Genomic DNA, 26,862 nt, shown 5'->3' with positions numbered 1-26,862 from the left:
GAGCGGGAGCTATGAAGGAAGAAAAAAAGATCAGAAAAAAAATTAAAATTGAGGATTTGCTGCCTAGGGATCCGGTCCGCGTCGATCTCGATGCGATTCTCGATTATGTCCAGGGGAAAGCGGTTCTTGTGACGGGAGGAGGAGGCTCCATCGGCAGCGAGATCTGCCGACAGTTAGCTGGCCACGGTGTCGGTCATCTGATCATTTTTGATATTTATGAAAACAATGCATACCAGATCCAGAAATCGCTGGAATGGGAGTTCCCGAGGCTTCACATGACGGTGCTGATCGGTTCGGTGCGGGATGAACGGCGGCTGCAGTCGATGTTTTCCCGTTACCGGCCGGATATCGTCTTTCACGCAGCGGCGCACAAGCATGTGCCCCTGATGGAGGACAGTCCGAACGAGGCGATCAAAAATAACGTGATCGGAACCTTAAAGACGGCGCGCACGGCAAGCCGGTATCACGTAAAAAAATTTATTCTGATTTCGACAGACAAGGCGGTCAATCCGACGAACATCATGGGAGCGAGCAAACGGCTCTGCGAGATGGTGATCCAGATGATTGGAAAACACAGCACCACGGAGTTTGCGGCGGTGCGCTTTGGAAATGTACTTGGCAGCAACGGCAGCGTCATTCCGCTGTTCCGCCGCCAGATTGAGCACGGTGGGCCGGTGACGGTGACGCATCCGGACATCATCCGTTATTTTATGACGATTCCGGAGGCGGTCAGTCTGGTGCTCGAGGCGGGCGCGTATGCGAAAAACGGCCAGATTTTTGTCCTGAACATGGGAGATCCTGTCCGAATTGCGGACCTTGCGAAAAACATGATCCGCCTTTCCGGGTATGAGCCGGGAGTGGAAATCGAGATCAAGTACATTGGCCTGCGGCCGGGCGAAAAGCTGTATGAGGAGCTGCTGATGAATGAGGAGGGGATGCAGACGACAGAAAACACCCGCATTTTTATCGGCCGGCAGATTGCTTTTGATGAGACGGTATTCCGAAAACAGATGAAAGAACTCGAGCGGGCGGCGGAAAACGAATGTCCGGACATCTGCGAGAGGGTAAAGAGAATGGTGCCGGAATATCAGTACGAAGGAGAAAAGAAGCATGACGGACCTTCATATACATATTCTGCCGGGGGTTGACGACGGTTCCCCGAATCTGTCCACATCCCTTGAGATGGCGGAAATTGCGGCAAAGAGCGGAGTGCGTATCCTTGCTGTGACACCGCATGCAAACCAGACGGGAATCGAGGGCGTGGAGGATGGGTATGTCAATTACGATTCGGAGCAGCTTTTGGAGCTGTTTTACCGTCTGGAACAGGAAATCCGGAAGGAACACATCCCGATCAGCCTGGTGCGCGGCATGGAAATTATGAGCATCGGGCCGCTTAACGAAAAAATCAAAGAGAGAAAGCTGATACCGCTTCATGAAAGCCGCTATTATCTGATCGAGGTGCCGTTTGACATGGCACCGGACGGGATCAGAAGGCGGCTGATGGAATTTCCGGCCATGGGAAAGATCCCGGTGCTGGCACATCCGGAGCGGTATTTCTGCGTGCAGGATTCGCCGGAGCTTCTGTATGAGTTCCGGGAAATGGGCGCAGTTCTGCAGATGAACAAAGGAAGCGTATTTGGAAGATTTGGAAAAGAAGCAGAGCGGACAGCACAGTATCTGCTGGAAAACCGTCTGGCAGGCTGTGCGGCAAGCGATGCACACCGCGCCAATTACCGGACACCGGACATGAGACCGATCCGGGAAATTCTGTCGAAGTGGTACGGCGAATCGTATGCGGAGCTTCTGCTGAAGGTAAATCCAAGGAGAATTCTGGAGAACCGGCCGGTTCTGTATGAGCCGTCTCCGGAACGAAGGCGGAAAAGACGCTGGTTTGTCTGAAAAACGAAAGGAGACATCAAAAGGATATGCACAAAATGAGAGCGGCTGTTCTGATTTTATTTCTTGCCTCATCGCTCGCGTTTGGCGGGTGCCTGATGCGGCAGCGAACTGGAAAAGACGGGAAAGGGCCAGAGATTTCGATGGATAACAGTGAAATTTCGGTCAGTATCCACGCGGATGAGGCGGAGCTTCTGTCCGGCGTGACGGCGTACGATGCGAAGGACGGCGATGTGACGGATTCGCTTGCGGTAGAACATATTTCCAACTTTATCGAAAAAGGGCGGCGGAAAATCAGCATCGTTGCCTTTGATTCGGACAACAATGTCACCCACGCGGAACGGGAAATGGTCTATAACGACTATACATCGCCGGTCTTTTCTCTGGATGGGCCGCTCCGGTTCAGTGTGAATGCAGATGACCTGACGGAAGGACTTTCCGCAGAGGACTGTCTGGATGGAACGATTACGGACCGCATCCGGCTCTCGTATCAGGATGAGATCAGCAGCACGCCCGGGCTGTATCAGGTAACGTATTCTGCTGCCAACCGTGCCGGTGATGTGACGAGTCTTCCGGTGACGGTGGAACTCTACGACCCGGCGGAGGAGAGCGGAAAGCCGCAGATTACCTTAAGCGAGTATCTGATCCATCTGGAACTGCAGCAGGCGTTCGATCCGAAGGATTATCTGGAGCAGGTGAATGTGGATCAGATGACGTATGAAAAAGGAGAGGACGATGAACTTCACGCGGTTTCCGCGGAAGACAAGATCCTTGGGGAAGAAAAACTTTCCATAGAGAATCCGGTTGACACCGGAAAGGAAGGTGTCTATGAAGTAACGTATACTGTGACATCGGAGGAGGGACAGACAAGCTCCATCCGCCTGATTGTCTGCGTCAATGAATGAGGAGGTTCCAGATGGGAGAATACGACAGAACAGGAAACGGACAGAACGGCGAAGCAGACTGGGATCTTCGGAGCATTCTGTGTGACATGGCAAAAAACTGGTGGATCATCCTTCTGATTGCCTGTTCGGCGGCGATGATAACCTACACGGTGCTGACGGCAGTCCATCGGGATCAGTACACGGTGAAAACCACGTTTGCCGTGATGGGGCGCGGCGAGAATGCAAATGCAGCATCGAGCCTTTCTTCGACGTATGAGATGACGCAGAAATTTCAGGCGATTCTGGAAAACAATATTTTAAAGAAAAAAGTGATGGAGGAGCTGGGATGCTCATCCTTTCCGGCGGACATGAGCGCTTCAATTGTGCCGGAATCCAATTTAATGGAGCTTTCCGTGACAGCCGATTCGCCGGAAACAGCCTTTCGGGTACTGCGGTCGGTGCTGAAGAATTACACAACCATTTCAGATTATATTATTCCCAATGTAGTATTGGAGACACTGCAGCAGCCGCAGGTTTCCGGCAATCCGTCGAACCGGATTCCGACGGAAAAGTACGCTGCAATGGCATTTCTGGCGGCCGCGCTTGGTACGGCGGCGCTGGTGGGCTTCTTTTCCTTTCTGCGGGATACCGTCAAAAATGAAACGGAATTTGGCCGCAAGATTGATGCGGATCTGCTGGGAACCGTGTACCATGAAAAAAAGAGGAAAAACAGCTCCATGCTGATCACGAATCCGGCGCGGAGTTTTCCCTATGTGGAATCCCTGAAGCGCATTGCTTCCCGTGTGCGCGGAAGACTCGACCGGAGAGGGGGAAAAGTGCTGCTGGTGACCAGTGTGGCGGAAAATGAAGGAAAGTCGACGCTTGCCGCCAATCTGGCGCTTGCCCTTTCAGAGGAACAGAACCGTGTCCTTCTGCTGGACTGTGATTTTCGTCAGCCGGCGCTGTATAAGATTTTTGAACTTCCGCAAAAGGCCGGAAAAGATTTCGGACAGGTAGCAGTCGGAAAGGAGTCGGCGTCCAGCGTTTTTGAAAAATACAAGGATACGAATGTTTACATGGGCATCTGCCGGGAACGGCTGGAGGAACCGTCGGAAGCAGTCGGCGGTGAAATTTTCCGGCGGATTCTGGATACGTGCCGGACCAACATGGATTATATTATTCTGGATACGCCGCCGATGGGCGCGGCCGCGGATGCGGAGGAGCTTGTGGAGCTGGCTGATGGTGCGGTTCTTGCCGTTCGGCAGGACGGCGTGCTGACACGGGACATCAACGATGCCATCGACGCGCTGAACCAGAAAGAAGAAAAGGTCATCGGCTGTGTGTTCGGCAATGTTTATCCGGGATTCGGCGAGCGGATCGGAGGCAGCTATGGTTACGGTTACGGATACGGCGCCTATAGCAGGGCAGAACGATGAGAGGGAGCAAAAGAGCATGAACAGAGAAACGTATGAAACCTATTCCGCAGCGGAACCAGAGAAAATAGATCTGATCGCCTTTTTGGCGGAGTATTTCCAGGCGTTCCAGAAATTTTTCTTTGGTGTGCTGGCACTTGTAATCCTTGCAGGAGGCGGCTCCTTTCTGACGGCAAAGCTGCGGTATCAGCCGGTTTATGAGGCATATACATCGTTCGTGGTCGGATCGAACCGTGCGGTCGGTTATTCTTATTACGATAATGTAACGGCAGAGCAGCTTGGAAAGACCTTTCCGTATCTTGTGACAAGCGGCGTACTGAAGGATGTTGTAGCGCGGGATCTTGGAATCGGGGCGGTGACATCAGAAATTCAGGCGAGCGTGATGGAAAATACCAATCTTTTTACTATCCGTGTGCGGGACGCGTCACCGGAGACGGCGTATCGGGTGATGAAATCCGTTATCACGAATTATCCGGAGGTGGCAGAGTATATCATTGGTGCGACGACACTGACGGTGGTGGATGAAAGCGGTGTTCCGGCAGTGCCGGTTAACAGCCAGGATGCGTTGCGGGCCGGCACGTATGGTGCAGCAGCAGGACTTGCAGCGGCCTTCCTGCTGCTGTTCCTCTATGTGAGAACAAGAAAAACCATCCATTGGGCGGATGATATTAAGAAGCTGACGAATGCGGCATTCCTTGGAAATCTGCCGCAGGCGAAGATCAAAAAAAGAAGCAGCGTAAAGGAACAGACCATTACCATCTGCAATCCAAAAGTGCCGGATGCCTTCAAAGAGGCGGTGCAGCTGATCCGGACAAGGACGGAGGACAGAATAATTGGAAAAAGTGACTGTCCGGTCCTTCTTGTGACGAGTGCCGTGCCGGGGGAGGGAAAGACAACGGTTGCCGTGAACCTGGCGGAGGCGTTCGCGAAGAAGAAATACCGCGTAGTACTGCTGGACGGAGATCTGCGGAATCCTTCGGTGATGAAGTGTATGGGACTGATCGGACGGAAAGAGCGTGGAATTGCTGCCGTGCTGAAGGGACAGATGGATTGGGAGGAGGCACTTACCGACTGCCGGGATCTGACGCTGAAAATCCTGCCGGGAGCGGGAAGCACGCAGAATCCTGCAGGGCTGCTGCGCTCGGTACGGATGAAGACCATGATCGAAAGCCTGAAAGAAGAGGCCGATCTTCTGATCATCGACACGCCGCCGTGCGGAGTGCTTTCGGATGCGGCACTGTTCGGCGGAATTGCCGACGGAGCAGTTCTCGTGGTACATCAGGGAACAACGAAAGACCGGGAAGTCCGGCGCGCGCTGGAATTTTTCGAGGATTCGCAGATTCCGGTCTGCGGCTATGTGCTGAACGGCGTGCAGGAGGGCACGACGGGCTACGGATACAGCAGCTATGGCAGCTACGGGTATGGAAAATATGGTTACGGTTACGGAAAGTACGGCTATGGGAAAGAAAAGGAACGCCGGAACAGTGACCGGACAGCAAGGGAGCAGGGAGAAAAAGCATGAGGGAGAAGAAAAAAGGAGTTTATCAAAAGTATCTGAAAAATCTGTTGGACCGTCTGCTGGCGCTTGTGGGAACGGCAGCATTATCGTGGCTGCTGCTGGGAGTCGGCATTGCAGTCCGCCTGGATTCTCCGGGACCGGTGCTGTTCCGGCAGAAGCGGGTGGGCCGGAACGGGCAGTATTTTTACATATACAAGTTCCGCACGATGCGTATCGACACGCCGCATGATATGCCGACACATCTGCTGAACCATCCCGATTTCTTTATCACAAGAGTCGGACGCTTTCTCAGGAAAACATCCCTCGATGAGCTGCCGCAGCTCTTCAATATTTTAAAAGGCGACATGGCGCTCGTCGGTCCGCGTCCGGCGCTCTGGAATCAGGAGGATCTGATCTCTGAGCGGGAGCGGTACGGCGCAAACAGTGTCCGTCCGGGCCTCACCGGCTGGGCACAGATCCATGGGCGGGATGAACTTCCGATCCGGGAAAAAGCGGAATTGGACGGATATTATGTGCATCACATTGCGTTCGGAATGGACCTCGAATGCCTCTGTAAGACAGCCGGCGCGGTACTGCGGCAGGATGGAATTCATGAGGGAATGATGGAAAACAGATGGCAGTAAATGGGGAAGAGAGAAGAAAAAAGTAAAAGCAGAGTGGATGCTGTCGAAAACGAAAGAAAATTACTGGAAAATAATGAGAAAAGTAATTGCATATTAATGGGAAGATGATATAATTTACAAAATAAATAATGAAATAAGTAATTAAATGATGCGGGATATTACATGAAACGGGAAAGAGCAATGAAAAAACGACTTCTGATTGTAACAAACCATTCGTATATGTTCTGGCAGTTTCGAAGAGAACTGGCGGAAGCATTGCAGAAAGAGTATGAAGTGATTCTGGCGATGCCATTTGTCGGGCATGAAGAAGATTTCCAGAACATGGGAATCCAGTGCATTCCAATATCCATGAACCGCCGTGGGGTGAATCCATTTACGGAAGCAAAGCTGCTATGGGATTATGAGCGTCTGCTGAAAAAAGTGAAACCAGATCTTATACTCACCTATTCCATAAAACCGAATATCTACATAGGCCTGCTCAGCGGTCAAAAGCAAATTCCGTATTATGCCAATGTACAGGGGTTGGGAACAGCATTTCAAAAACCAGTCTTAACTGGGCTTGTTACAATTTTATATCGAAAAGCGTTCCAAAAAGTGAAATACGTCTTTTTTGAAAACAAAGAAAATGCCAGTGAATTTTGTAAAAGAAAAATCATATCCGCCGATCGCCAGATCGTCCTGGCCGGGGCAGGAATTAATCTGGAAAGATACAAAATGCAGCCTTATCCGAAGCACACACGAATCCATTTCCTGTATCTTGGACGAATTATGAAAGAAAAAGGAATCGACGAACTGTTTTATGCTGTCCGGCATCTGAAAAAAGAAAACGAAAACTTTGTCCTTGATCTGGTTGGTTTTTTTGAAGATGAATACAAAGAGCAGGTAAAAGAACTGGAAAAACACAGCATCGCCCATTTCTACGGCTTTCAGTCGGATCCACGTCCGTTTTACATAGAAGCAGACTGCGTAGTGCTCCCCAGTTACCATGAGGGAATGAGTAATGTCCTTTTAGAAGCCGCCGCCACAGGCCGCCCAGTCGTCACAAGCAATATTCCGGGGTGCAGGGAGAGCGTAGAAAATGGGAAAAGCGGTCTGCTGGTTGAGGTAAAAAATAAAGAGATGCTGTATGACGCAATGAAAGAGATGCTGCATTGCAGCAGAGAAGAACGAGAGCAGATGGGACAGGCGGGGAGAGAGAAGATGGAGAGAGAGTTTCGGAAAGAAGTTGTGGTGGAGAAAACAGTGCAGAGTCTGCGAGGGGATGAAAAAAGAGACTTTTAGTAAAACAAAAGGAGAGATGTGAAAGATGTCCATAACGAACTATTGGTTTCAATTAATTTGGATTTTGACAGCAGGGATAATTCTGACAAGATTTCTGCCGAAAAAGCAGGAGATCGTTATGGGAAGGATCGAAGAAAGATGGCAGATGGCACCGGCGGTGCTGCTGGTGATTCCGTACATAATAGCAGCAGCATTACGATCTGATAATTTTGGAGACACCTATGCATACCGGAGAGTTTTCAGCGAAGCACCGAATAGGCTAGCTGAGCTCCCATTCTATCTTCAGGGAATAAAAAAAGATAAAGGTTTTTCCGTTTTCATGGTGGTTTTAAAAAGCTTTATTGGAAATTCATCTGTTTGTTTTTTTCTGATCATAGCTGCAATACAAATGTTATGCATGGCATTTATCTACCGGAAATATAGTGAAAACTATTGGATGAGTATATTTATTTTTGTTGCAGGAACGGATTACATGTCCTGGTGTCAGAATGGTATTCGCCAGTTTTTGGCAATTGCAATTATTATGGCGGGATTTCCATTGCTTCTGAAAAGAAAATATGTATCACTGACAGTAATTATCCTGTTAGGGGCAACGTTCCATGCGTCAGCGCTTCTTATGGTACCGATTATCTTTATTGTGCAGGGGAAAGCATGGAATAAAAAGAGTGTGCTGTGTATTTTAGGATGCATTTTAATACTGATATTTGTAAACAGGTTTACAGATGGGATGAACGATGCGCTGTCAAATACACAGTATTCTAATATGGTAACGGACTGGAAAGAGTGGGAGGATAATGGAACCAATCCAATCAGAGTATTCGTCTATTCTATTCCTATGATTTTTTCTGTGGTTGGACGCAGGCAGATCAAAGAAGCGGATAACCCGGTAGTTAACATTATGACAAACTTCTCAATCCTAACAAGTGGAATTGCAGTTGTATCGATGAAAACTTCCGGTATATTCATAGGACGGCTGATTTCTTATGGATCTGTGTATTCTGCGTCCATTTTGCTTCCCTGGGAAATGGAAAATATTTTTACAGAGAATTCGGCGAAAATTATAAAAAGTGCTGCTGTTTTGGGATATATTGGATTCTTTTATTATCAGATGCATTTTATATGGGGGCTTATATGAAAAATCCAGAGATCAGTGTAATTATGGGAATGTATAACTGTGCGGATACGCTGTCAGAAGCAATTGAATCGATTTTAAACCAGACAATGAAAGAATGGGAGTTGATTATGTGCGATGATGGATCATCCGATGCAACGTACGAAGTGGCAGAGCTTTATAGGAAAAGATATCCGGAAAAAATGATCTTACTGAGAAACAGAGAAAACAGGGGACTTAATTATACCTTGAACCGATGTCTGAAAGCGGCCAAAGGAAAGTACATTGCAAGAATGGATGGGGATGATATCTGTCTGCCGGAACGATTTGCGGCTGAATATGAAACATTGGAAACAGAGAAAACAATTTCAATCGTAAGCACAGATATGGGATATTTTGATCAAACAGGAATATGGGGAAAGATAAGTCATCCGGAATATCCAAAGAAAAAGGATTTTCTGTATGGATCTCCGTTTTGCCATGCACCATGTATGGTAAGAAAAGAAGCATACGATGCAGTGGATGGATACACAGAGAAAAAAAGTATTTTACGGGTAGAAGATTATCATTTATGGATAAAAATGTATGAGGCGGGATACAGAGGTAAAAATATTCCAAAACAGCTTTATCTCATGCGGGATGACAGAGCAGCATATAAGAGAAGAAAGCTTCGATACAGAATAAATGAGGCCTACGTAAAAGGAATAGCGGTCCGAAAACTGGGGCTGCCGATAAGCGGATACCTATATACGATGCGGCCAATTCTTGTGGGAATTTTGCCAGAGAAAGTCTATGACTATTTTCATAAAAGAAAATTAGAAAGCAATGCAGGAATGATAGCCAGTGAATAAAAGATGTGATAGAAAGGGATGGATACATGATACCGAAGAAAATACATTATTGTTGGTTTGGGAAAGGGAAGAAATCCCGATTGGCTTTAAAGTGCATAGAAAGCTGGCATCAGTATTGCCCGGACTATGAAATGATCGAATGGAATGAAGAAAATTTTGACATAGACATGAATGGATATACACGAATGTGCTATGCGGAAAAAAAATATGCATATTTAAGCGATTATGTCAGACTTTGGGCGGTGGAAAAGTATGGAGGGATCTATTTGGATACAGACGTGGAAGTGATTCGGCCACTGGAAAAGCTATTGCAGGAAGATGCATATTTCGGATTTGAAAATAAGCGGTATGTAAATACGGGACTGGGATTTGGATCCGCTGCGCATGGAGCAGTGCTTCGGGCGATGCTGAAGGAATATGATGTGCTGCTGGATGGAAAGAATGGAGTAAGAATGTGTCCGGAACTGAATACAAAAGCATTGACCGCATTAGGCTTAAAACAGAATGGGCAGAAACAAAAAATATGGGAAGCGGCAGTGTATCCGGTGAATGTTTTGAATCCATATGACAGTGCAACGGGAAAGCTGGAAAAAACAGCAGATACGGTTTCTATTCACTGGTATGCGGCATCCTGGATGAACACAGCACAAAAATTACGAGGGAAGATAACAAGACCGATTCATAGGATTTGGGGAGTAGATGTATTTAAGAGGTTTCGAATATGAAGAGAACAATGTTAATTGTATCACATGCATTGGAATTGGGTGGTGCGGAAAGAAGTCTGATAGGATTTTTAGAAGCACTGGATGAAAGCAAATGGGAAATAGATCTTTTTTTGCTTCGTCAGGAAGGAGAATTAATGGATGCGATTCCGGATAAAGTCCATCTGCTTCCGCAAAAAGCTGCGTATACAGTTTTGGCGCACCCAATGAAGGCAACTTTAAAAGAGGGACATGTTTTATTAACAATGGCAAGGCTATATGGAAAAACAGCGGCGGTGATTTATGATCATAAGCATAATTACCGAGACAGTGATGTGAACTTAGAATATAGCTATAAATATACCAGCCCTTTTATGCCGCGAATACAACCCCAAAAGGAGTATGATCTGGCGGTAAGTTTTCTGACACCACATTATATTGTAACGAAGAAAGTAAATGCCAAGAAAAAGATCGCATGGATCCATACGGACTATTCCCAGGTGCAGATTGATATTTTATCCGAAACAAAAATGTGGAAGGCATATGATTATATCGCATCTATCTCAGAGGCAGTTACAAAAGAATTTTTGAAGAAATTTCCTACATTAAAAAATAGAATTATATTGATAAAAAATATTTTGCCGGAACAGCTCATCAAAAGACAGGCAGAAAGTTTTTCGGTGGAAAAAGAAATGAATGCATCGGGGATAAAAATATTGTCAATTGGCAGGTTCTGCTATGCTAAAAATTTTGATAATGTGCCGGATATCTGTCGGCAAATCAGGCAGAATGGATTGGAAGTAACCTGGTATTTAATTGGTTTTGGAAAAAATGAAAAGCAAATCCGTAAAAGAATATGTGAGACAGGAATGAAACAATATGTAAAAATTCTGGGGAAAAAAGAGAATCCATATCCATATATCAGGGCGTGTGATGTTTATGTGCAGCCATCAAGATATGAGGGGAATTGTGTAGCTGTAAGGGAAGCTCAAATGCTTGGAAAACCGGTGATTATTACGGGATATCCAACAGCAGAAAGTCAGCTGAGAAACGGAATAGATGGAATCATAGTGCCGCTGGAAAACAGAGCGTGTGGAGAAAAAATCAGTGAAATATTACGGGAACCGAAGCGGCTTGAAAAGCTGGTGCAGGAGTGCAGGAAAAAGGATTATTCTAACAGGCAGGAAATCAACAAAATAGAGTGTATTTGCAGAGGATAGAAATGAGAATACGAATTATCACTTGCTATGATGTATATAATGCAGGCGCAAGCTTACAGGCATATGCATTAATGCAATATTTGAAAGACTGCGGTCATGAGGTGAAAATTATTGACTATAAGCCGGACTACCTAAGCAGGCATTATAGTCTGAAAGCGGTAAATAATCCAGAATATGACAGGGCAGGAATTCGAGAGATTTATTTGCTGGTGAAGATGCCAGGAAGAATAAAAAAATTATTCAGTAAAAGAAAATATAGATTTGATGCTTTCCGGAAAAATGCGTTAGAACTGACAGATACAACATATAGAACGTGTGAAGAACTAAAAAATATAGAAGAAGCAGACCTGTATCTGGCAGGGAGCGATCAGATATGGAATCCAATCTTTCCAAATGGAAAAGATCCTGCATTCTTTCTGCAATTTACGGAAAAGGGAAGAAGGGCATCGTATGCGGCGAGTTTTGCAGTTGATGCGTTAAAAGAAGAAGACCGACAGCGTATGAAGGAATGGCTTAAATCCTTTGATGCTGTTTCGGTCAGAGAGCAGACAGGAGCTGCATTGGTGAAGCAAATGGGACTTCAGTCTCAAAGAAATTGTGATCCCGTTTTTTTGCTGAAACAGTGTCAGTGGAAAAAAATATTGCCGGAAACAGAGACGAATAAAAAGTATGTGCTGCTTTATGATTTTGATAAAAACTGCGTGGCAGAGGAAATTGCGGAAAAAATTTCTAAAAAAACAAAAACAGAGATCTGGTCGGTTTTTAAAACAGAAATCTGTGACAAAGTATGTGCAGATATTGGGCCGTTGGAATTTGTAAATTTAATTTTAAATGCGGAAGCTGTAGTTTCTAATTCATTTCATGCAACAGTGTTTGCAATAATTTTCCATAAAGAATTTTTTGTGATCGAAAGAAAAGAACGTATCAATACGCGGGTGAATGATTTATTGAAAGTATTTGGAGTGGAGGACAGGAAGATGGATCATGTGAAAAAACTGCAGACAGCAAAAAAGATAAACTGGCAAAGGATCGAGTTCATCCTGCAGAAAGAGAGGAAAGAAGCAGAAGAATATTTAGCGAAAATAACAGGAGAAAAGAAAAATGAATAGGCCGATAATATCTGTTGTTATCCCCGTTTATAACGTCGAAGCCTACATAGAACGTTGTGTAAACAGCGTGCGGAATCAAACGGTAGAAAATATAGAAATCATATTGATTGATGATGGATCACCGGATCAGAGTCCGGTTTTATGTGATCAATATGCGGAAAAAGATAGAAGAGTGCGAGTGATTCATAAAAAAAATGGAGGACTTGCGTCTGCAAGAAACAGGGGAATAACAGTGGCAACTGGAAAATATATTTTCTTTTTGGACAGTGATGACTGGCTGGAAAAAGACGGTCTGCAGCAGCTCTATGAGCTGGCGCAGAAATATCAGGTAGATTTCGTCAGATATAGAGCATTTCGGACAGAATGGCCAGGGATGGAAAGAAATGTTCCATGTCGAGTGGAAACAGTAAGAGAAATGCAGGGAGGAATTTATGATAGAAAGAGAATTTTACAAGAAATATATCCAAGACTGCTGGCTACGAGGCAATTAACTTTGGGACCTGTTGTTGGGGCATGGGGAGCATTGTATAGAACGGATTTTTTGAAGAAAAATCAGATATTTTTTTTCGAAGAGATTAAGTTTAGTGAAGACATCCTTTTCAGTGCAAAAGTGATTTTATGTACACAAAAATTTTACTATAAAGAAGAAGCCGGAATTTATCATTACTGGTATAATCCAGATTCTATTTCGAAATCATTTCGAGAGGGAAGATGGGAATCGTGTAAGAAAATAATAGAACATGCAGAGATAGAATTCAAAAATAGAAAAGAGTATTGTTTTGAGCAGCAATTGAACTGGCTGACATGGTTTGTTATATTAGTTGGACTGAAGGAAAGAGGTAAAATGACAGACAGGAGTGAGAGAAAAGTGTATTGTAGGAAACTACTGAACGATCCTGTAGTGAGAAGATGTCCATTAAAAATACAGGAATTTGATGTGCCCGAAAAACAAAAAATATTGTTGTATATGATAAAGAAAAACTGGTGGTGGATATTCAGCCTGATTTAAAGGGAGGTTGAAAATGATTTTTAAAAGAATAGCGGCATGGATTGCTTATGAGATACGGGAAGAAAAGATTACACTTTCTTCACAGGATGCGAAGAGAATACTGATGGATGTTGCACCGCCCGTGTCGCCGGATGTATTTTCTGAAAACAGGAGCAGAGAGATTCGATATGATCTCACGATTATAGTGCCTGTATATAACTCGGAAAACTGGCTGAAGGAATGTATGGAGTCGATCGTCCTGCAAAAAACAAAATATTCCTTTCAGATAATTGCAATTGACGATGGATCGACGGATCGAAGCGGGCAAATTTTAAATCAATACATAAAAAATCCATGTGTAGAAGTTATTCGGCAGGAGAATAAAGGGTATTCGGGTGCAAGAAATGCAGGACTTGAAAGAGTAAAAAGCAAATACATTATGTTTGTTGATTCGGATGATGTTTTATTACCGAATGCAATAGAGTGTTTGCTGTCAAAAGCGTATCTGGAAGATGCGGATATTGTAGAGGGAAATGGCTATCGCTTTGATAAAAATGGTTTTCTTGGAATGATAAAAAAAGAACATTTGCCAAAAGAAAGAAATCAATATTGGGGAGGCCCCTGTTTAAAGGTGATGAAAGCAAAACTGTGGGAAGAATTGAAATTTCCGGAGGGCTATTGGTATGAGGATGCAATTATCGGAGCTGTGATTTTTCCAATGGCGAATAAAGTGGATTGTTTGTCTGATGTAGTGTATGCATATCGAATTCATGGAGAGAGTATTACACAGAAGCATGATGAAAATCCAAAAAGAGTAGATTCTTATTGGATTATGCTGTTAATGGCTGAGATTCAAAAGAAAATGGAGATTCCTTTTGACTACGAGAATTATCAAAGGGTAATGAGACAGATTGTATTTACCTGCCGGAGGATTGTTATGCTGCCGGAAAAAATAAAAAAGGCTGTATTTGCAGGGGAATGTGAATTTGTCTGTACTAATTTTAAAGAGTATTTGAAAAAAAAGGACAGATATTATTTTCTTGCAAAAGCAATTTTAAATAAAGATTATGCAAAATATTCTATTTATTGCCAGGAGTTTATATGATACCGAAAAAAATTCATTATTGTTGGTTTGGGGAAAACGAAAAACCATTGCTGGTAATTGAATGTATTAAGAGCTGGCAGAAATATTGTCCGGATTATGAAATTATGGAATGGAACAGCAAGAATTATGATGTTCATAAAAATAAATATATGGAGCAGGCGTATCAGGCAAAACGCTGGGGGTTTGTATCTGATTATGCCAGACTGGATATTATTTACCAGTATGGAGGAATCTATCTTGATACGGATGTTGAACTAATTCGATCACTGGATGATTTGTTAGAAACAGATGGCTATATCGGATTTGAGAAGAAAGTGGATGAAGAATGTGATGAGGTTTATGTGAATACGGGACAGGGGTTTGGCGCATCTGCTTTTCATCCGGTCGTGAAGGCGATGATGGATATTTATAAAGAGATTGATTTTGTTGAGCAGGAAAAAGAAAATTTAAAAACGTGTCCTTATTATAACACAGCGGCACTGGTAAAACTGGGAATGAAGAAAGAAAATGTGGAACAGGAAATTTGTAAGTTTCATATTTATCCAGCAGAGTATTTCTGCCCGATCAATTGGAAAAGTCATAAGTGTGAATTGACAGATAATACATATTCGATTCATCATTTTAAAGCATCATGGCTTACAGAAAAAGAAAAGAAAAAAAGAAAATATCTAAGAAATATGGACTGTATGATTCATCTGCCGAACAGAATATGCAGAAGTATTTTAGGAAAAGAGAGGTATGAGAGCATAAAGGAAAAAATAAAATGGAAAGGATAGCGTATGGATGTTTCAATTATTATTGTTAATTACAATTCCATAGACTTAACAATCGATTGTGTCAATTCAATATTTCAACAAACTGCGGATGTAAAATTTGAGATTATTATCGTGGATAATGCATCAAAGAACAAAGAAGCAGAAAGATTACAGGCGGAATTTGAAAACAGCGTTAAGATGATAGAGGCAGAAACAAATCTTGGATTTGGAAAAGCGAACAATCTGGGAACAAAATACGCAGCGGGGGATTATGTATTTTTTCTTAATCCCGATACGGTTTTGATGAACAATGCAGTAAAAATTTTATGGGAAGAGATGAAAAACAATCCAGATATGGGATGTACAGGCGGAAATTTATATACACCGGAGAGAATGCCGTGTCCGTCTTTTTGTTTAAGGTTTGATGATTTGGGAACGGAAAAGAGATATGCATCCTGGCGGTATTTGATGCTGTCAAAAGCAGAACAAAAATTATACAGAAAACATCTTGCATTGCAGATACGAAGAAAAGATTTTAACGATACGAATCAAAAGATAGAAGTTGCCTATATATTTGGGGCAGACATGATGGTGAAGAAAAAACTCTTTGAGCAGTTGGGAGGATTTGATGAGGATTTTTTTATGTATGCAGAGGAGGAAGAGCTGTCTTGGAGAATTAAAAAAAGAGGTGAAAAAATTTATAATATACCACAGGCAAAGATTATTCATCTGGAGGGAGCGACTTTAGAGAAACAGCATGATTTTAATGAAAAACAATTCACCCTTCGAATAAATGGAACGATGACGTATTTCTGGAAACGATATGGGAGAGAAGGCATATATCAATTTTATAAATTTCGTGCATTAAGATATCAGAGACTCAAAAAAATTGCTGAGATTCAGAAGAAAAGCGGTGTGAGCTTTCAGTTTGAAACTCGTTTGAGATGTCTTTTGGAATGTTTTGAAAAAATCATGGAAAAAACAGAAGGTGAGGGGAAGAAAAATGGCAGAAGTTAAGGATGGGAAAGGAGTTAAGCTGATTGCATTTTACCTGCCTCAGTTTCATGCAATACCATTGAACGACCAATGCTGGGGCAAGGGGTTTACCGAATGGACAAATGTACGAAAAGCACAAGCATTATTTTCCGGGCATGATCAGCCCAAAATCCCACTGGACCTTAACTATTATGATTTAATGGATGATCAGGTAAAGATCTGGCAGAGTAATCTGGCAAAAAAATATGGGATTTTCGGATTTTGCTATTATCATTATTGGTTTAAACATGGTGAGAAGTTGTTGGAAAAACCGGCGGAACAAATGCTGAAAAACAAAAAAATAGAGATCCCATTTTGCTTTTGCTGGGCCAATGAAAACTGGAGTAAGAACTGGGATGGTGGAGATCAGGAAATCATCATGGAGCAGGATTATGGCGGAAAAGAAGAGTGGGAACGGCACTTTCAGTATCTGCTGAATTTTTTTCAAGATGAACGATATATAACAGTAGATGGGTGCCCATTGCTCGTTGTTTATAAGCCGGAACAAATGATCGATATTTATAAGATGGCATCGTATTTTAGAAGAAGAGCAAAAGAAGAAGGCTTTCCGGATTTATGTCTGGCATTTCAATTTCCGGCGTATTATTCAGATATGTATTACAGAAACGATATTTTTGATTATCAAATTGAATTTGAGCCTGTATATTCACGAAATATCGAAAGCCAGGAGCTGCCTGGAACAAGCAGAAAAATTTCTTTGATCAGAAACTTTTGTGGAGAGGAAATGGTGTCGTTTTATCGAAAATGTCGAAAGAAGAAAGGAAGAATGTATTGGAAGAAAGAGCAGAGTCTGGGAATGTATTTTTACGATGAGATATGGGATTTGATTTTAAATGCGAAATGGAAGAAAAATTTTTGGCCGGGGTGTTTTGTGGATTGGGATAATACGCCAAGAAATAAACATGGAGTTATGGTCAGTGGATTTTCCGTAGAAAAGTTTGCTGAATATATGAAAATACTGGTACAAAGAGCACGGAAAGAGGAAAAGCCGGTAATATTTATTAATGCATGGAATGAATGGGGAGAAGGTGCTTTTCTGGAACCGGACACAAGATATCAGTATCGAAAGCTTGAAGCAATAAAAGAAGCATTAGAATAGGGAAAAGGGTAAATGAGAAATATAATTTCCGAAAAGAATGAGACAAATTGCTGTGGATGTGGAGCCTGCAGTAAATGCTGCCCCAGACATGCGATTTACATGGAAGAGGATGAAAATGGTTTTGATTATCCTAAAATAGATGAATCGAAGTGTACGGAGTGCGGAAAATGTTTAAAAGTCTGCAGTTTTGAGAAAAAAGAGCAATCACGAAAAGAAACGTATGCGGCACAGGCAAAGGACGCTGATCTGGAAGAAAATGCTTCGGGGGGAATCTTTACCGTGCTGGCGCAGGAAGTGCTAAAAAGAAAAGGAATTGTCTATGGATGTGCTATGCTTTATGAAAACCAAAACTTAGTAATAAAACATATCGGGATAGATAAAATAGAGGAACTTTGTAAATTAAAGGATTCAAAATATGTACAAAGCAATTTGGAAAATGTATATGTTGAAATTAAGCGGCATCTGGAACATAACGAGACTGTGTTGTTTAGTGGAACGCCTTGTCAGATAGCAGGACTGAGAGGATACCTTCAGAGAACGTATGCAAATTTATATACAATAGAAATTATATGTCATGGTGTACCGAGCGCAAAATTATTCCAGAATTATTTAGGATACATAGAATCGAAAGAAGGAAAAAAAATAGCAGGATTTTATTTTCGAGATAAAAGCAGCGGGTGGAAGTTATACGGAAAAATGATATTGGAGAACAGGGATGGAAGTCAGAAAGAAAGATATTTTGAACCGGAAGAAAGCTCCTATTATCAAATGTTTTTAAATGGATACACATACCGGAAAAGCTGCTATTTTTGTCCGTTTGCATCAGAATATCGTCAGGGTGATATTACCATAGGAGATTATTGGGGGATAGAGCTGGTGCACCCGGAATATTTGAAAAAATATGGAGGTGAAATAGAGAAAGAAAAAGGAGTCTCCTGTCTGATTGTGAATAATGATCAGGGAAGGACTATGCTTGCGAAATATGGAAGTAACATTATAAAATATCCGTCATCTTATCAGCGGGCAGCAAAATATAATGCACAGCTGGTACAGCCGTCTGTACTGAAACGGCAGCGGGAGAAAGTAATGAAACTGCAAAAACAGAACTATGCATGTGTGGAACGGTGGTATCAGAAACGAAGAAACAGAATTCTGTTTGTGAGAAAACTTCGTTTCATGATACCGAAAAGAATCAAAATATTTATAAGAAAAATCAAAGTTTAAGGTTAGAGAGAAAAAGATGGAACAACAATTTAAAACAGTTATTACGGCAAATTCAAAATGGATCAATCTTCATTTAAAGGAAACATATGAGTATAGAGACCTGATTTTTTTATTTGTGAGAAGAGATTTTGTTTCAAAATATAAACAGACAATTTTAGGGCCTTTGTGGGCGGTGATACAGCCCCTGTTAACAACCATAGTGTTCACTGTGATTTTTGGTTCACTGGCAAACCTGACTACGCTGGATGTGAAAGCGACAGAAGAAACCGTAATTCCGGCATTTCTGTTCTATATGGCAGGTACGATCTGCTGGAGCTATTTTTCATCGACGGTCAGCAGTACGGCAAACACATTTATAACAAACAGTTCTATTATGGGAAAGGTATATTTTCCAAGGCTGGTATCTCCGGCAGCGTCAACCATATCTAATTTGATTTCCTTCGGTATTCAATTTGCCATGTTTTTGATTTTTTTGCTGTATTTTATATGGAAAGGGAAAATGGAAATTCGATTGTCCGGGTATCTCTTTCTATTTCCAATATTGATCATTCAGATGATGATGCTGGCGATGGGAGTTGGAATTATTGTTTCAGCGCTTACAACAAAATATCGTGATTTGGCGATGCTGATAGGCTTTGGATTACAATTATGGCAGTATGGAACGCCAGTTGCATATGGATTGCGGCTTGTACCTGAAAAATATATGAAGATTTATATGCTGAATCCAATGACGCCGATCATCACTTCATTCCGCTATATTTTTTTCGGAACAGGATATTTTCATGCAGGATACTATGGAGTGGGGTGGGGAAACACAATGATCTTATTTGTACTTGGAATTGTGTTATTCAATAAAGTGGAAAGAACATTTATGGATACCATTTAAGGAGAACAGGATGGCAGAAAAACAGATTATGGTCAAAATAGATCATGTATCAAAAGAATATAGACTGGGTGCAATCGGGGGAACAACATTACGGGAAGATCTGGAACGATTCCATGCAAAAATAAGAAAAAAAGAAGATCCGACACTGAAAATAGGCCAGAAAACACCAGAGTATGGAAAACGTTTTATGGCGCTGAAGGATATTTCATTTGAGGTAGAAAAAGGAGAAGCAGTAGGGATTATCGGACACAACGGAGCAGGAAAATCGACATTGCTGAAACTGCTGTCAAGAGTAACGGCACCAACAAAAGGAAGCATTGGAATGAATGGCCGTGTGGCATCTATGCTTGAAGTAGGAACGGGATTTCATCCGGAATTAACGGGACGTGAAAACATTTATATGAATGGGGCAATATTGGGGATGAGCCGTGCAGAAATCGGAGAAAAACTGGATCAGATTATTGCATTTTCCGAATGTGGAGAGTTTATCGATACGCCTGTAAAACGATATTCCAGTGGGATGTATGTTAAACTTGCATTTTCTGTGGCAGCTCATCTGGATAGTGAAATTATGATTATGGATGAGGTTTTGGCTGTCGGAGATATGAAATTCCAGCAGAAGTGTCTTGGACGGATGGGAAAAGCGGCAAATTCAGAAGAAAAAACGATTCTTTATGTGAGTCATAATATGAATACCATTCGTCAGCTTTGCACCCGCTGCCTTGTACTGGATCACGGCGAACTGATATTTGACGGCGGGGTAGAAAGAGCAATTGATTTGTATATGGATACAGCTGTTAAAAACGGAAGTGTAGATATTGATCTGAAAAATAAGAGAATGGCACATCTGCCGCCAGTTATTAAGGCGAAAATGACACATGTGCATCTTGTGGACAAACAGGTACCGGTATATGAATTTGAGGAAAAGCTGAAATTTGATTTGTCGGTTGAGGCCAAAACAAATATTTCAAATCTATCCGTGAGGGCAGAAATAAGATCAGCAGATGGAGGATCTGTTGCAGCGGGAATTTTGCAGGAATTTACATCCTTTTTTGCAGGAAGAAGCAAAATATTGGAAATGGAATTGCTGCTGCGTGGACTTGTACCGGGAAAATATTTCGTATTGCTGGTGATTTATAATGTAAACGAAATGGGAACTTACGATGACCTGGATGCAGTGTTTCCAGCATTTACATTTGAAATTCAGGATAGTAAACATGCTTTAAAGATTAACTGGAACGTAAATGCCTGGGGAAAAATTCGATTAGACGATTTGAAATGCGTGGGTGAAAGAGATGATTCCTAAAAAAATACATTATTGCTGGTTTGGGGGAAAGCCAATTCCAGATTCGGTCAGGCGATGCATGCAAAGCTGGCAGAAGTTTTGTCCAGACTATCTTATTGTAGAATGGAATGAAAAAAATTTTAATATAAAAGAATGCCCGCAGTATGTAATTGACGCATATCATAGGAAAAAGTGGGCATTTGTTACAGATTATGTAAGACTCCGGGTTGTGTATGAATATGGAGGGATATATTTTGATACAGATGTAGAATTAGTGAAAAAGATTGATTTTCTGCTAAAATACAGTGCTTTTTTTGGATTTGAAAATAAAAAATATATTTCTACGGGACTTGGATTTGGCGCTGAACGGGGATGCGGTTTGTTGTATGAAATGATGGAGATGTATCAAACGATCCCGTTTATTTTAGAGGACGGATCAGAAAATAAGAAGACATGCCCGGTTATTAATACAGAAATCTTTTTGAAACACGGACTGGAACAAAAGGATAAGCAGCAGATTTTAGAGGGAAATATTATGATTTTACCATCCATTTGTATGTGCCCCATTGATTTTGAAACAGGATATAGAAGAAAATCAAAAAAAACAATTTCGGTTCATTGGTTTCATGCAAGCTGGATGGAAAGAGCAGAAAAAGAGTATCATAAAAAACATCGTCAGGCATTGTTAGAGGAAAAGAAAAATGATTGGAAATATCTTCCGAATCGTATGATTAAAAAGCTTTTGGGAGAAAAAATCTACTTGAAAATAAAAGGATGGATCAGATATGATAACGGTTAGTATTATAATTCCGGTTTATCAAGGGAAAAGCTATTTAAAACGGTGTATCGACAGTGTGCTGGCACAGAGTTGTCAGGAATATGAAATTATTTTAGTGGATGATGGTTCAACAGACGGTTCGGCCGAGATATGTGATGAATATGCTGAAAAACAGAAGACAATAACGGGGATTCATAAAGAAAACGGGGGGCTTTCTTCTGCTAGAAATGCGGGCTTAGAAATTGCATCAGGGGAATACGTAATGTTTATTGATGCGGATGATGTGGTGCATAGTAAAATGCTTGAAACAGAGCTGAAAGTTTTGAAAGAGGAAAATGCGGATATCTTTATCTGCGGATTAAAACATTTTGCTGAGATAGAAGAAGTAGATACATGCGCTGAGTTACAAATCAAGAATTGTGTGGAAATCCAGTCTGGATTGGAAATTGAAAGCAAACTTTTTTGTGGTCAAAACGTGGAAAAATATATATCCTGTTGTGGAAAATTATTTAAGAAAACAGTATTTAATGGAATCCGTTTTCCGCAAGGGAGGTTATTTGAAGATGAATATATTACGTATCAATTGTATTATAGAAGTGAGAGAATAGCAGTAACAGATATTGTATTTTATTTCTATTTTACAAATCCGTGTGGAATAACAAAAAATTTGACGCTCAATAAACGATTTGATGAATATGATGCACAGGAAGAAAGAATAAAATTTTTTAAGAAAAAAAGGTGTAAAGAACTTTATCAGGCGGCATTGTTAAAACTGCTGAATTCAGCGCAGTGGGATTTGATAAAGTGCCAAAAATGGAAAGAAGGTTTTGATAAAGAACGAGGAGAAAAATTTCAACAGCAGTATAGAGAAGCACTGGAGCAGGCAGAAAAAGAGGGGATTGTACGCTTTAAAAATAATTATGATTTTTATGTATTAGCATATCCTGAAAAAGTCAACTTTTTTAGAGTGAGAAGACAATGGCAGAATCTGCTGAGAATGATTCGATCTAAAATATAAGATGGTTAGAAATAGAATGAGAAAACGATGTAAAAACGGGTACAAGCTGCGCAGGGTAGTGGGCATATTGGTTGTTATGCCTCTGTTCATAACAGGAAAAAGTGTTATAAAATCGAAATATAATCTAAACAGCATAACATATATACTGCAATCGAAGAAAATTTCGGAAGAAATTTGTCTGATACAAATAACAGATCTCCATAACAGCATCTTTGGTTCAGATAATAAATATCTGATTTCTAAAGCAGCAATGAAGTCACCAGATTTGATTATGATCACCGGTGATCTTCTAAATGCAAATGAGCCAGATAATAATATTGCGGTAACGCTGCTGGCAGAATTATCTGCAATCGCCCCAACATACATCTCCCTCGGCAACCATGAACTGGAATACGAGCAGAACTACGGTACAGACATTACCGCTCTCTACGAATCTGCCGGCGCCACCGTCCTGAACTATGAATATAAAGACATCACCATCAACAGCCAGCCCCTCCGTATCGGCGGCATTTACGGTTACTGTCTCCCGGACAAATATCTGGAAACTGGCGAAGCGGATCCAGGAGAGTGTAAGTTCTTGTGGGATTTTGAGAACACTGACCGTTACAAAATCCTGCTCAGCCATCTTCCGATTGCCTGGCTGAAAAATGATGGGCTGGAGGAGTGGGACATTGACTGCGTATTTTCCGGCCATCTTCACGGCGGCCAGGTCATTCTGCCTGGCATTGGCGGTGTTTATGCGCCGGACATGGGATGGTTTCCGGGACAGCTGAAGGGGATTTTTGACTCGGAGGATGGAAAACGGCATCTGGTGCTGTCGTCCGGACTTGGAAATACGGAATTGGTTCCGCGGTTCAATAACATTCCCGAGATTGCCTGCGTGGAACTGATGCCGGACGGAAACCTTCATAAAACATAAAAATAACACAGAGCCGGATTCCTGATGCATGGAAATCTGACTCTGTGCGTTACATGCAGCGGCCTTATACAAACAGGGTACATCCCTGTCGCTTGAACTGTTCGATCTTTTCGTCAATGAGCTCCGGCGTTACACCGAGATGCTCGGCAAGACACTGCTTGCAGAAAAACTGTTCTGCGCCGCGGTTGATAAATTTACGGTGGGCGCCGATCTCGTTATGTGTGAGTTCTTTGCCGCACTGCATACAGCGTGCCATCAGAGTTTTACGACCTTTGCACGGTATACTTTTGATGCAAACGGCTCGAGTTCTGTGACAAGGGATGCATTGTTTGCACACAGGTTCTCGCAGGTCCAGACCTCAGTAAGTTCCAGAGTACGGCCGGTGGAGAACGGAAGGCCGATCTCATCCAGATTCATGGCTGCACGTGATTTTTCATCACTGAGATTGAACATACCGATGGCGAGATCTCCGTCTGCGAGTGCCTTCACATAGATCAGAACCTTGTCATTCCATGCATGGTTTTTCACTTTATACGGCTGACGGCAGAGCGGATCCTGGTTGATGCGGATCATTTCGTCATTCATGAGAATGCGGCGGGTTTCGTCGCTCATCTGGCGGATGTCGCAGCCGATCATCAGCGGGGAGCCAAGGAATGCCCACAGTGCATAGTGTGTCTGATACTGGACATCGCTGCAGCCGGCCAGTCCAACATTTCCTTTTCCATGCATGCCGACGATCAGCATGTCCATATCGTTGAAGCAGCCGACGCCGTTGTACGGATGCAGTTTTTCCTGCTGTGCCACGAGATCTTTGACAGAATCCCAGGTATCAAAGATGTCGCCGGTGGAACGCCACATGGAAGCGCCGGTTTCTTTGATCCACTCATGCGTTTCATCGGCACCCCAGGAGCAGGCAGAGAAGAGAATGTCGCGGCCGCAGTTCTCGAGTGCCAGTCCCATGCGGCGGTACAGATATTTTCCGTGCAGGAGCGGGCTGTGGTAGCAGTAGTCGTATTTTAAGAAATCAACATCCCAGGATGCGAAAGTTTCCGCATCGACAAATTCGTGCTCATAGCTGCCAGGGTAGCCGGCACACGTCATGTTTCCGGCGCAGGAATACATACCGAATTTCAGCCCTTTGGAATGAACGTAATCGGCAACGGCTTTCATACCATGCGGAAATTTTTCCGGATCCGGCACAAGACGGCCATTTTCATCGCGTTCACGTAAGGACCAGCAGTCGTCGATGACAAGATATTCGTATCCTTTATCGCGCAGGCCGCTCTCGGCCATGACATCAGCAGTTTCAAAAATCATTTTTTCATTGATATTTTCTCCGAAGGTGTTCCAGGAATTCCAGCCCATCGGCGGTGTAAGTTTGATCATAGTATTGACCTCCCGTAAGTTTTGATGTACTTTGAGTATAGATGGATTTCCAGAGCAAAACCATGGAATTTTAAGACAAAAGCATGGATTTTTGCTTCATAAAGAATAAAATACGGGAAAAGGAAAGAATATGCTTGTATCAGAAATGAACGGGATCCGGCCTGTCGATGCCGGGTGGCAGGACTGCCATGATCTGCATTCCTGGGGGCCGGGTGTACGGCAGTGCTATATTATACATTATATTATAAGCGGAAAGGGAACGTTTACCTGCGGGAAAAAGACGTACACACTTACCGCCGGACAGAGCTTTTTAATCTGTCCAGAGCAGGTGGTGCAGTACGCGCCGGATGAGAACGAGCCGTGGGAATATGTGTGGGTTGATTTTGTCGGGGAACAATGCCGGCAGATTCTGGCACGGTCGGTACTGAACCCACAGCAGCCGGCGGCGCCGCCTCTCCGTCAGGAAAGGCTTCTGCCGTATTTTGAGCGTCTCTGCCAGATGGAACTCTATCGCCGGAACAGCCAGGAGGCCGTCGGTGTGCTGCTTGCGCTTCTGGGCGTGTACCAGGATCTGGCGGAGCCGCAGCGGGAGGAGAGAAAGAAGGAAGATCCGCGGATCATGGAAGCGATGGTTCTGATTGCCGCAGGGTATCACAGGAGTGAGTTCTGCGCGGAGACAATTGCGCGGAAAATGGCGGTCAGCCGCACAACGCTGAACCGTCTGTTTCAGAAGAAAATCGGCTGGTCACCAGGACAGTATCTGCTGGAATATCGGCTGCAGCAGTCAGAAAAGCTGCTGCAGATGGGGATGACGGTCAAACAGACGGCGCTGTCGTGCGGATTTGAAGATCCTTTTTACTATTCCCGTGTGTTCCGGAAACACTATGGAATGCCGCCGTCGGATTACCGGCTGCAGTTTGCAGAAATTCAGTGAACGGCGGGCGTTACCGCTCGTCGGAGAGATAATTCCGCATAGAGCGCAGGGCGGACTTTTCCAGCCGGCTGACCTGCGCCTGCGAGATGCCGATTTCCCGGGCAACCTCCATCTGGGTCTGCCCCTCATAGAAACGCATGCGGATGATCTGGCGTTCGCGCTCATTGAGACGGGCGACCGCGTCCTGCAGGGCGAGGTTCTGCACCCAGTTTTCTTCTTTATTTTTCTTATCACTTAACTGATCCATGACATACAGGGTATCGCCGCCTTCCGTGTAGACGGGCTCATACAGACTCATCGGGCTTTGGATTGCATCGAGGGCATAGACGATATCCTCTTTTCCAATGCCGATTTCAGCGGCGATTTCCTCGATCGAAGGCTCTTTCTGGTTCTGCTTGAGATAAAGTTCGCGGGCGCAGATGGCGCGGTAGGCAGTATCCCTGAGGGAACGGCTGACGCGGATCGCATTGTTGTCACGCAGATACCGCCGGATTTCACCGATGATCATCGGCACGGCATAGGTGGAAAAACGGACGTTTAAGGTCGTGTCGAAGTTATCAATCGCCTTAATCAGGCCGATACAGCCGATCTGAAAGAGATCGTCGGCGTTTTCACTGCTGTTGGAGAAGCGCTTGATCACGCTTAAGACAAGGCGCAGATTGCCCTGAATGTAGCGTTCGCGGGCGGCAGCATCTCCTTCGCGGGCCTTTTTCAGCAGAGTCTCCTTTTCTTCGGCATTCAGTACGGGAAGGCGTGATGTATTGACTCCGCACAGTTCAACTTTATTGATCGCCATGGTAT

Annotated in this window: 26 protein-coding genes and 1 pseudogene; 24 read left to right on the top strand and 3 right to left on the bottom strand. The window is 43.3% G+C overall.

Translation table 11 applies throughout. From position 1 onward, the window contains the following. Nucleotides 1-35 precede the first annotated feature (35 nt). The 23 genes and pseudogenes from DWX26_RS03890 to DWX26_RS03780 all read left to right on the top strand — a co-directional run. Nucleotides 36-1,148, top strand: a pseudogene (locus tag DWX26_RS03890) (UDP-N-acetylglucosamine 4,6-dehydratase family protein); the annotation flags it as partial. Continuing rightward, nucleotides 1,111-1,899 carry a tyrosine-protein phosphatase gene (locus DWX26_RS03885; protein WP_118600903.1) on the top strand — a complete coding sequence of 263 codons (789 nt, stop codon included), beginning with the start codon at nucleotides 1,111-1,113 and terminating at the stop codon, nucleotides 1,897-1,899. The pseudogene DWX26_RS03890 and the gene DWX26_RS03885, both read left to right, overlap by 38 nt. Nucleotides 1,900-1,925: 26 nt before the next feature. Further along, complete coding sequence (locus DWX26_RS03880) at nucleotides 1,926-2,801, top strand: immunoglobulin-like domain-containing protein (RefSeq protein ID WP_118600902.1); 876 nt, start codon at nucleotides 1,926-1,928, stop codon at nucleotides 2,799-2,801. 11 nt (nucleotides 2,802-2,812) lie between these two features. Then, on the top strand, nucleotides 2,813-4,216 hold the full coding sequence (locus tag DWX26_RS03875) for a polysaccharide biosynthesis tyrosine autokinase (RefSeq protein ID WP_158580583.1): 1,404 nt from the start codon (nucleotides 2,813-2,815) through the stop codon (nucleotides 4,214-4,216). 16 nt (nucleotides 4,217-4,232) lie between these two features. Continuing rightward, entirely contained in the window at nucleotides 4,233-5,735 is a 1,503-nt protein-coding gene (locus DWX26_RS03870; protein WP_158580582.1) for a polysaccharide biosynthesis tyrosine autokinase, read from the top strand. Then, entirely contained in the window at nucleotides 5,732-6,355 is a 624-nt protein-coding gene (locus tag DWX26_RS03865) for a sugar transferase (protein WP_118600899.1), read from the top strand. The genes DWX26_RS03870 and DWX26_RS03865 overlap by 4 nt, the downstream gene beginning before the upstream one ends. Before the next feature lie 180 nt (nucleotides 6,356-6,535). Further along, entirely contained in the window at nucleotides 6,536-7,636 is a 1,101-nt protein-coding gene (locus DWX26_RS03860) for a glycosyltransferase family 4 protein (RefSeq protein ID WP_117804750.1), read from the top strand. A gap of 118 nt (nucleotides 7,637-7,754) precedes the next feature. Beyond that, nucleotides 7,755-8,771 (top strand): EpsG family protein, encoded by a 1,017-nt coding sequence (locus DWX26_RS03855; protein ID WP_158579550.1) that lies wholly within the window; start codon nucleotides 7,755-7,757, stop codon nucleotides 8,769-8,771. Next, nucleotides 8,756-9,598 carry a glycosyltransferase family 2 protein gene (locus DWX26_RS03850; RefSeq protein WP_330422979.1) on the top strand — a complete coding sequence of 281 codons (843 nt, stop codon included), beginning with the start codon at nucleotides 8,756-8,758 and terminating at the stop codon, nucleotides 9,596-9,598. Before DWX26_RS03855 ends, DWX26_RS03850 begins: the two co-directional genes overlap by 16 nt. Before the next feature lie 26 nt (nucleotides 9,599-9,624). Continuing rightward, nucleotides 9,625-10,323, top strand: coding sequence for a glycosyltransferase family 32 protein (locus tag DWX26_RS03845; RefSeq protein WP_199671268.1), 699 nt, complete (start codon nucleotides 9,625-9,627; stop codon nucleotides 10,321-10,323). Further along, entirely contained in the window at nucleotides 10,320-11,519 is a 1,200-nt protein-coding gene (locus tag DWX26_RS03840) for a glycosyltransferase (RefSeq protein ID WP_118600895.1), read from the top strand. The genes DWX26_RS03845 and DWX26_RS03840 overlap by 4 nt, the downstream gene beginning before the upstream one ends. Before the next feature lie 2 nt (nucleotides 11,520-11,521). Then, a complete protein-coding gene (locus DWX26_RS03835) occupies nucleotides 11,522-12,628 on the top strand; it encodes a polysaccharide pyruvyl transferase family protein (protein ID WP_118600894.1) in 1,107 nt (368 codons plus the stop codon). Next, complete coding sequence (locus DWX26_RS03830) at nucleotides 12,621-13,637, top strand: glycosyltransferase family 2 protein (protein WP_055220466.1); 1,017 nt, start codon at nucleotides 12,621-12,623, stop codon at nucleotides 13,635-13,637. Before DWX26_RS03835 ends, DWX26_RS03830 begins: the two co-directional genes overlap by 8 nt. Before the next feature lie 13 nt (nucleotides 13,638-13,650). Next, nucleotides 13,651-14,721 carry a glycosyltransferase family 2 protein gene (locus tag DWX26_RS03825; RefSeq protein ID WP_118600893.1) on the top strand — a complete coding sequence of 357 codons (1,071 nt, stop codon included), beginning with the start codon at nucleotides 13,651-13,653 and terminating at the stop codon, nucleotides 14,719-14,721. Further along, nucleotides 14,718-15,497 carry a glycosyltransferase family 32 protein gene (locus DWX26_RS03820; protein ID WP_118600892.1) on the top strand — a complete coding sequence of 260 codons (780 nt, stop codon included), beginning with the start codon at nucleotides 14,718-14,720 and terminating at the stop codon, nucleotides 15,495-15,497. The genes DWX26_RS03825 and DWX26_RS03820 overlap by 4 nt, the downstream gene beginning before the upstream one ends. A gap of 3 nt (nucleotides 15,498-15,500) precedes the next feature. Further along, the gene (locus tag DWX26_RS03815; RefSeq protein ID WP_118600891.1) at nucleotides 15,501-16,493 is read left to right on the top strand and encodes a glycosyltransferase family 2 protein; all 993 of its coding nucleotides are present in this window, start codon (nucleotides 15,501-15,503) and stop codon (nucleotides 16,491-16,493) included. Further along, entirely contained in the window at nucleotides 16,480-17,631 is a 1,152-nt protein-coding gene (locus DWX26_RS03810) for a glycosyltransferase WbsX family protein (RefSeq protein WP_118600890.1), read from the top strand. Before DWX26_RS03815 ends, DWX26_RS03810 begins: the two co-directional genes overlap by 14 nt. A 12-nt stretch (nucleotides 17,632-17,643) precedes the next feature. Next, the gene (locus DWX26_RS03805) at nucleotides 17,644-18,855 is read left to right on the top strand and encodes a Coenzyme F420 hydrogenase/dehydrogenase, beta subunit C-terminal domain (RefSeq protein WP_118600889.1); all 1,212 of its coding nucleotides are present in this window, start codon (nucleotides 17,644-17,646) and stop codon (nucleotides 18,853-18,855) included. Between the two features lie 16 nt (nucleotides 18,856-18,871). Then, nucleotides 18,872-19,741 carry an ABC transporter permease gene (locus DWX26_RS03800; protein WP_118600888.1) on the top strand — a complete coding sequence of 290 codons (870 nt, stop codon included), beginning with the start codon at nucleotides 18,872-18,874 and terminating at the stop codon, nucleotides 19,739-19,741. Nucleotides 19,742-19,751: 10 nt separating this feature from the next. Next, a complete protein-coding gene (locus DWX26_RS03795) occupies nucleotides 19,752-21,047 on the top strand; it encodes an ABC transporter ATP-binding protein (protein ID WP_117804738.1) in 1,296 nt (431 codons plus the stop codon). Beyond that, nucleotides 21,037-21,825: a glycosyltransferase family 32 protein gene (locus DWX26_RS03790; protein WP_070103219.1), complete on the top strand. Its 789-nt coding sequence runs from the start codon at nucleotides 21,037-21,039 to the stop codon at nucleotides 21,823-21,825. The genes DWX26_RS03795 and DWX26_RS03790 overlap by 11 nt, the downstream gene beginning before the upstream one ends. Continuing rightward, entirely contained in the window at nucleotides 21,812-22,822 is a 1,011-nt protein-coding gene (locus DWX26_RS03785) for a glycosyltransferase family 2 protein (RefSeq protein WP_118600887.1), read from the top strand. The genes DWX26_RS03790 and DWX26_RS03785 overlap by 14 nt, the downstream gene beginning before the upstream one ends. A gap of 1 nt (nucleotide 22,823) precedes the next feature. Next, entirely contained in the window at nucleotides 22,824-23,741 is a 918-nt protein-coding gene (locus DWX26_RS03780) for a metallophosphoesterase (protein ID WP_118600886.1), read from the top strand. 64 nt (nucleotides 23,742-23,805) lie between these two features. On the opposite strand, the gene DWX26_RS03775 is transcribed toward DWX26_RS03780, so the two are convergent. Both DWX26_RS03775 and DWX26_RS03770 read right to left on the bottom strand, forming a co-directional pair. Continuing rightward, complete coding sequence (locus DWX26_RS03775) at nucleotides 23,806-23,997, bottom strand: hypothetical protein (protein ID WP_022461561.1); 192 nt, start codon at nucleotides 23,995-23,997, stop codon at nucleotides 23,806-23,808. After that, complete coding sequence (locus DWX26_RS03770; RefSeq protein WP_118600885.1) at nucleotides 23,997-25,127, bottom strand: glycoside hydrolase family 27 protein; 1,131 nt, start codon at nucleotides 25,125-25,127, stop codon at nucleotides 23,997-23,999. Before DWX26_RS03770 ends, DWX26_RS03775 begins: the two co-directional genes overlap by 1 nt. 130 nt (nucleotides 25,128-25,257) lie before the next feature. On the opposite strand from DWX26_RS03770, the gene DWX26_RS03765 reads away from it, so the two are divergent. Further along, the gene (locus tag DWX26_RS03765; RefSeq protein WP_118600884.1) at nucleotides 25,258-26,061 is read left to right on the top strand and encodes an AraC family transcriptional regulator; all 804 of its coding nucleotides are present in this window, start codon (nucleotides 25,258-25,260) and stop codon (nucleotides 26,059-26,061) included. A 10-nt stretch (nucleotides 26,062-26,071) separates the two neighbouring features. Here DWX26_RS03765 and sigG read toward each other — a convergent pair whose 3' ends face one another. Next, complete coding sequence (sigG, locus tag DWX26_RS03760; protein ID WP_055220491.1) at nucleotides 26,072-26,857, bottom strand: RNA polymerase sporulation sigma factor SigG; 786 nt, start codon at nucleotides 26,855-26,857, stop codon at nucleotides 26,072-26,074. Between the last annotated feature and the right edge of the window lie 5 nt (nucleotides 26,858-26,862).

This window comes from Blautia sp. AF19-1 (assembly GCF_003479155.1).
Classification (GTDB): domain Bacteria; phylum Bacillota; class Clostridia; order Lachnospirales; family Lachnospiraceae; genus Fusicatenibacter; species Fusicatenibacter saccharivorans.
Note: the sequence above shows the minus strand (reverse complement) of the source record. Positions and strands in the feature narration are given on the sequence as shown.

Bases quoted from the DNA above. Each gene is read 5' to 3' on its own strand.
- DWX26_RS03880 (WP_118600902.1), top strand. From the start codon at position 1,926: ATGCACAAAATGAGAGCGGCTGTTCTGATTTTATTTCTTGCCTCATCG.
- DWX26_RS03765 (WP_118600884.1), top strand. From the start codon at position 25,258: ATGCTTGTATCAGAAATGAACGGGATCCGGCCTGTCGATGCCGGGTGG.
- DWX26_RS03785 (WP_118600887.1), top strand. From the start codon at position 21,812: ATGATAACGGTTAGTATTATAATTCCGGTTTATCAAGGGAAAAGCTAT.
- DWX26_RS03875 (WP_158580583.1), top strand. From the start codon at position 2,813: ATGGGAGAATACGACAGAACAGGAAACGGACAGAACGGCGAAGCAGAC.
- DWX26_RS03810 (WP_118600890.1), top strand. From the start codon at position 16,480: ATGGCAGAAGTTAAGGATGGGAAAGGAGTTAAGCTGATTGCATTTTAC.
- DWX26_RS03830 (WP_055220466.1), top strand. From the start codon at position 12,621: ATGAATAGGCCGATAATATCTGTTGTTATCCCCGTTTATAACGTCGAA.
- DWX26_RS03805 (WP_118600889.1), top strand. From the start codon at position 17,644: ATGAGAAATATAATTTCCGAAAAGAATGAGACAAATTGCTGTGGATGT.
- DWX26_RS03815 (WP_118600891.1), top strand. From the start codon at position 15,501: ATGGATGTTTCAATTATTATTGTTAATTACAATTCCATAGACTTAACA.
- DWX26_RS03790 (WP_070103219.1), top strand. From the start codon at position 21,037: ATGATTCCTAAAAAAATACATTATTGCTGGTTTGGGGGAAAGCCAATT.
- sigG (WP_055220491.1), bottom strand. From the start codon at position 26,857: ATGGCGATCAATAAAGTTGAACTGTGCGGAGTCAATACATCACGCCTT.
- DWX26_RS03850 (WP_330422979.1), top strand. From the start codon at position 8,756: ATGGGGGCTTATATGAAAAATCCAGAGATCAGTGTAATTATGGGAATG.
- DWX26_RS03780 (WP_118600886.1), top strand. From the start codon at position 22,824: ATGGTTAGAAATAGAATGAGAAAACGATGTAAAAACGGGTACAAGCTG.
- DWX26_RS03885 (WP_118600903.1), top strand. From the start codon at position 1,111: ATGACGGACCTTCATATACATATTCTGCCGGGGGTTGACGACGGTTCC.
- DWX26_RS03825 (WP_118600893.1), top strand. From the start codon at position 13,651: ATGATTTTTAAAAGAATAGCGGCATGGATTGCTTATGAGATACGGGAA.
- DWX26_RS03835 (WP_118600894.1), top strand. From the start codon at position 11,522: ATGAGAATACGAATTATCACTTGCTATGATGTATATAATGCAGGCGCA.
- DWX26_RS03870 (WP_158580582.1), top strand. From the start codon at position 4,233: ATGAACAGAGAAACGTATGAAACCTATTCCGCAGCGGAACCAGAGAAA.
- DWX26_RS03800 (WP_118600888.1), top strand. From the start codon at position 18,872: ATGGAACAACAATTTAAAACAGTTATTACGGCAAATTCAAAATGGATC.
- DWX26_RS03770 (WP_118600885.1), bottom strand. From the start codon at position 25,127: ATGATCAAACTTACACCGCCGATGGGCTGGAATTCCTGGAACACCTTC.
- DWX26_RS03775 (WP_022461561.1), bottom strand. From the start codon at position 23,997: ATGGCACGCTGTATGCAGTGCGGCAAAGAACTCACACATAACGAGATC.
- DWX26_RS03860 (WP_117804750.1), top strand. From the start codon at position 6,536: ATGAAAAAACGACTTCTGATTGTAACAAACCATTCGTATATGTTCTGG.
- DWX26_RS03865 (WP_118600899.1), top strand. From the start codon at position 5,732: ATGAGGGAGAAGAAAAAAGGAGTTTATCAAAAGTATCTGAAAAATCTG.
- DWX26_RS03845 (WP_199671268.1), top strand. From the start codon at position 9,625: ATGATACCGAAGAAAATACATTATTGTTGGTTTGGGAAAGGGAAGAAA.
- DWX26_RS03855 (WP_158579550.1), top strand. From the start codon at position 7,755: ATGGGAAGGATCGAAGAAAGATGGCAGATGGCACCGGCGGTGCTGCTG.
- DWX26_RS03795 (WP_117804738.1), top strand. From the start codon at position 19,752: ATGGCAGAAAAACAGATTATGGTCAAAATAGATCATGTATCAAAAGAA.
- DWX26_RS03820 (WP_118600892.1), top strand. From the start codon at position 14,718: ATGATACCGAAAAAAATTCATTATTGTTGGTTTGGGGAAAACGAAAAA.
- DWX26_RS03840 (WP_118600895.1), top strand. From the start codon at position 10,320: ATGAAGAGAACAATGTTAATTGTATCACATGCATTGGAATTGGGTGGT.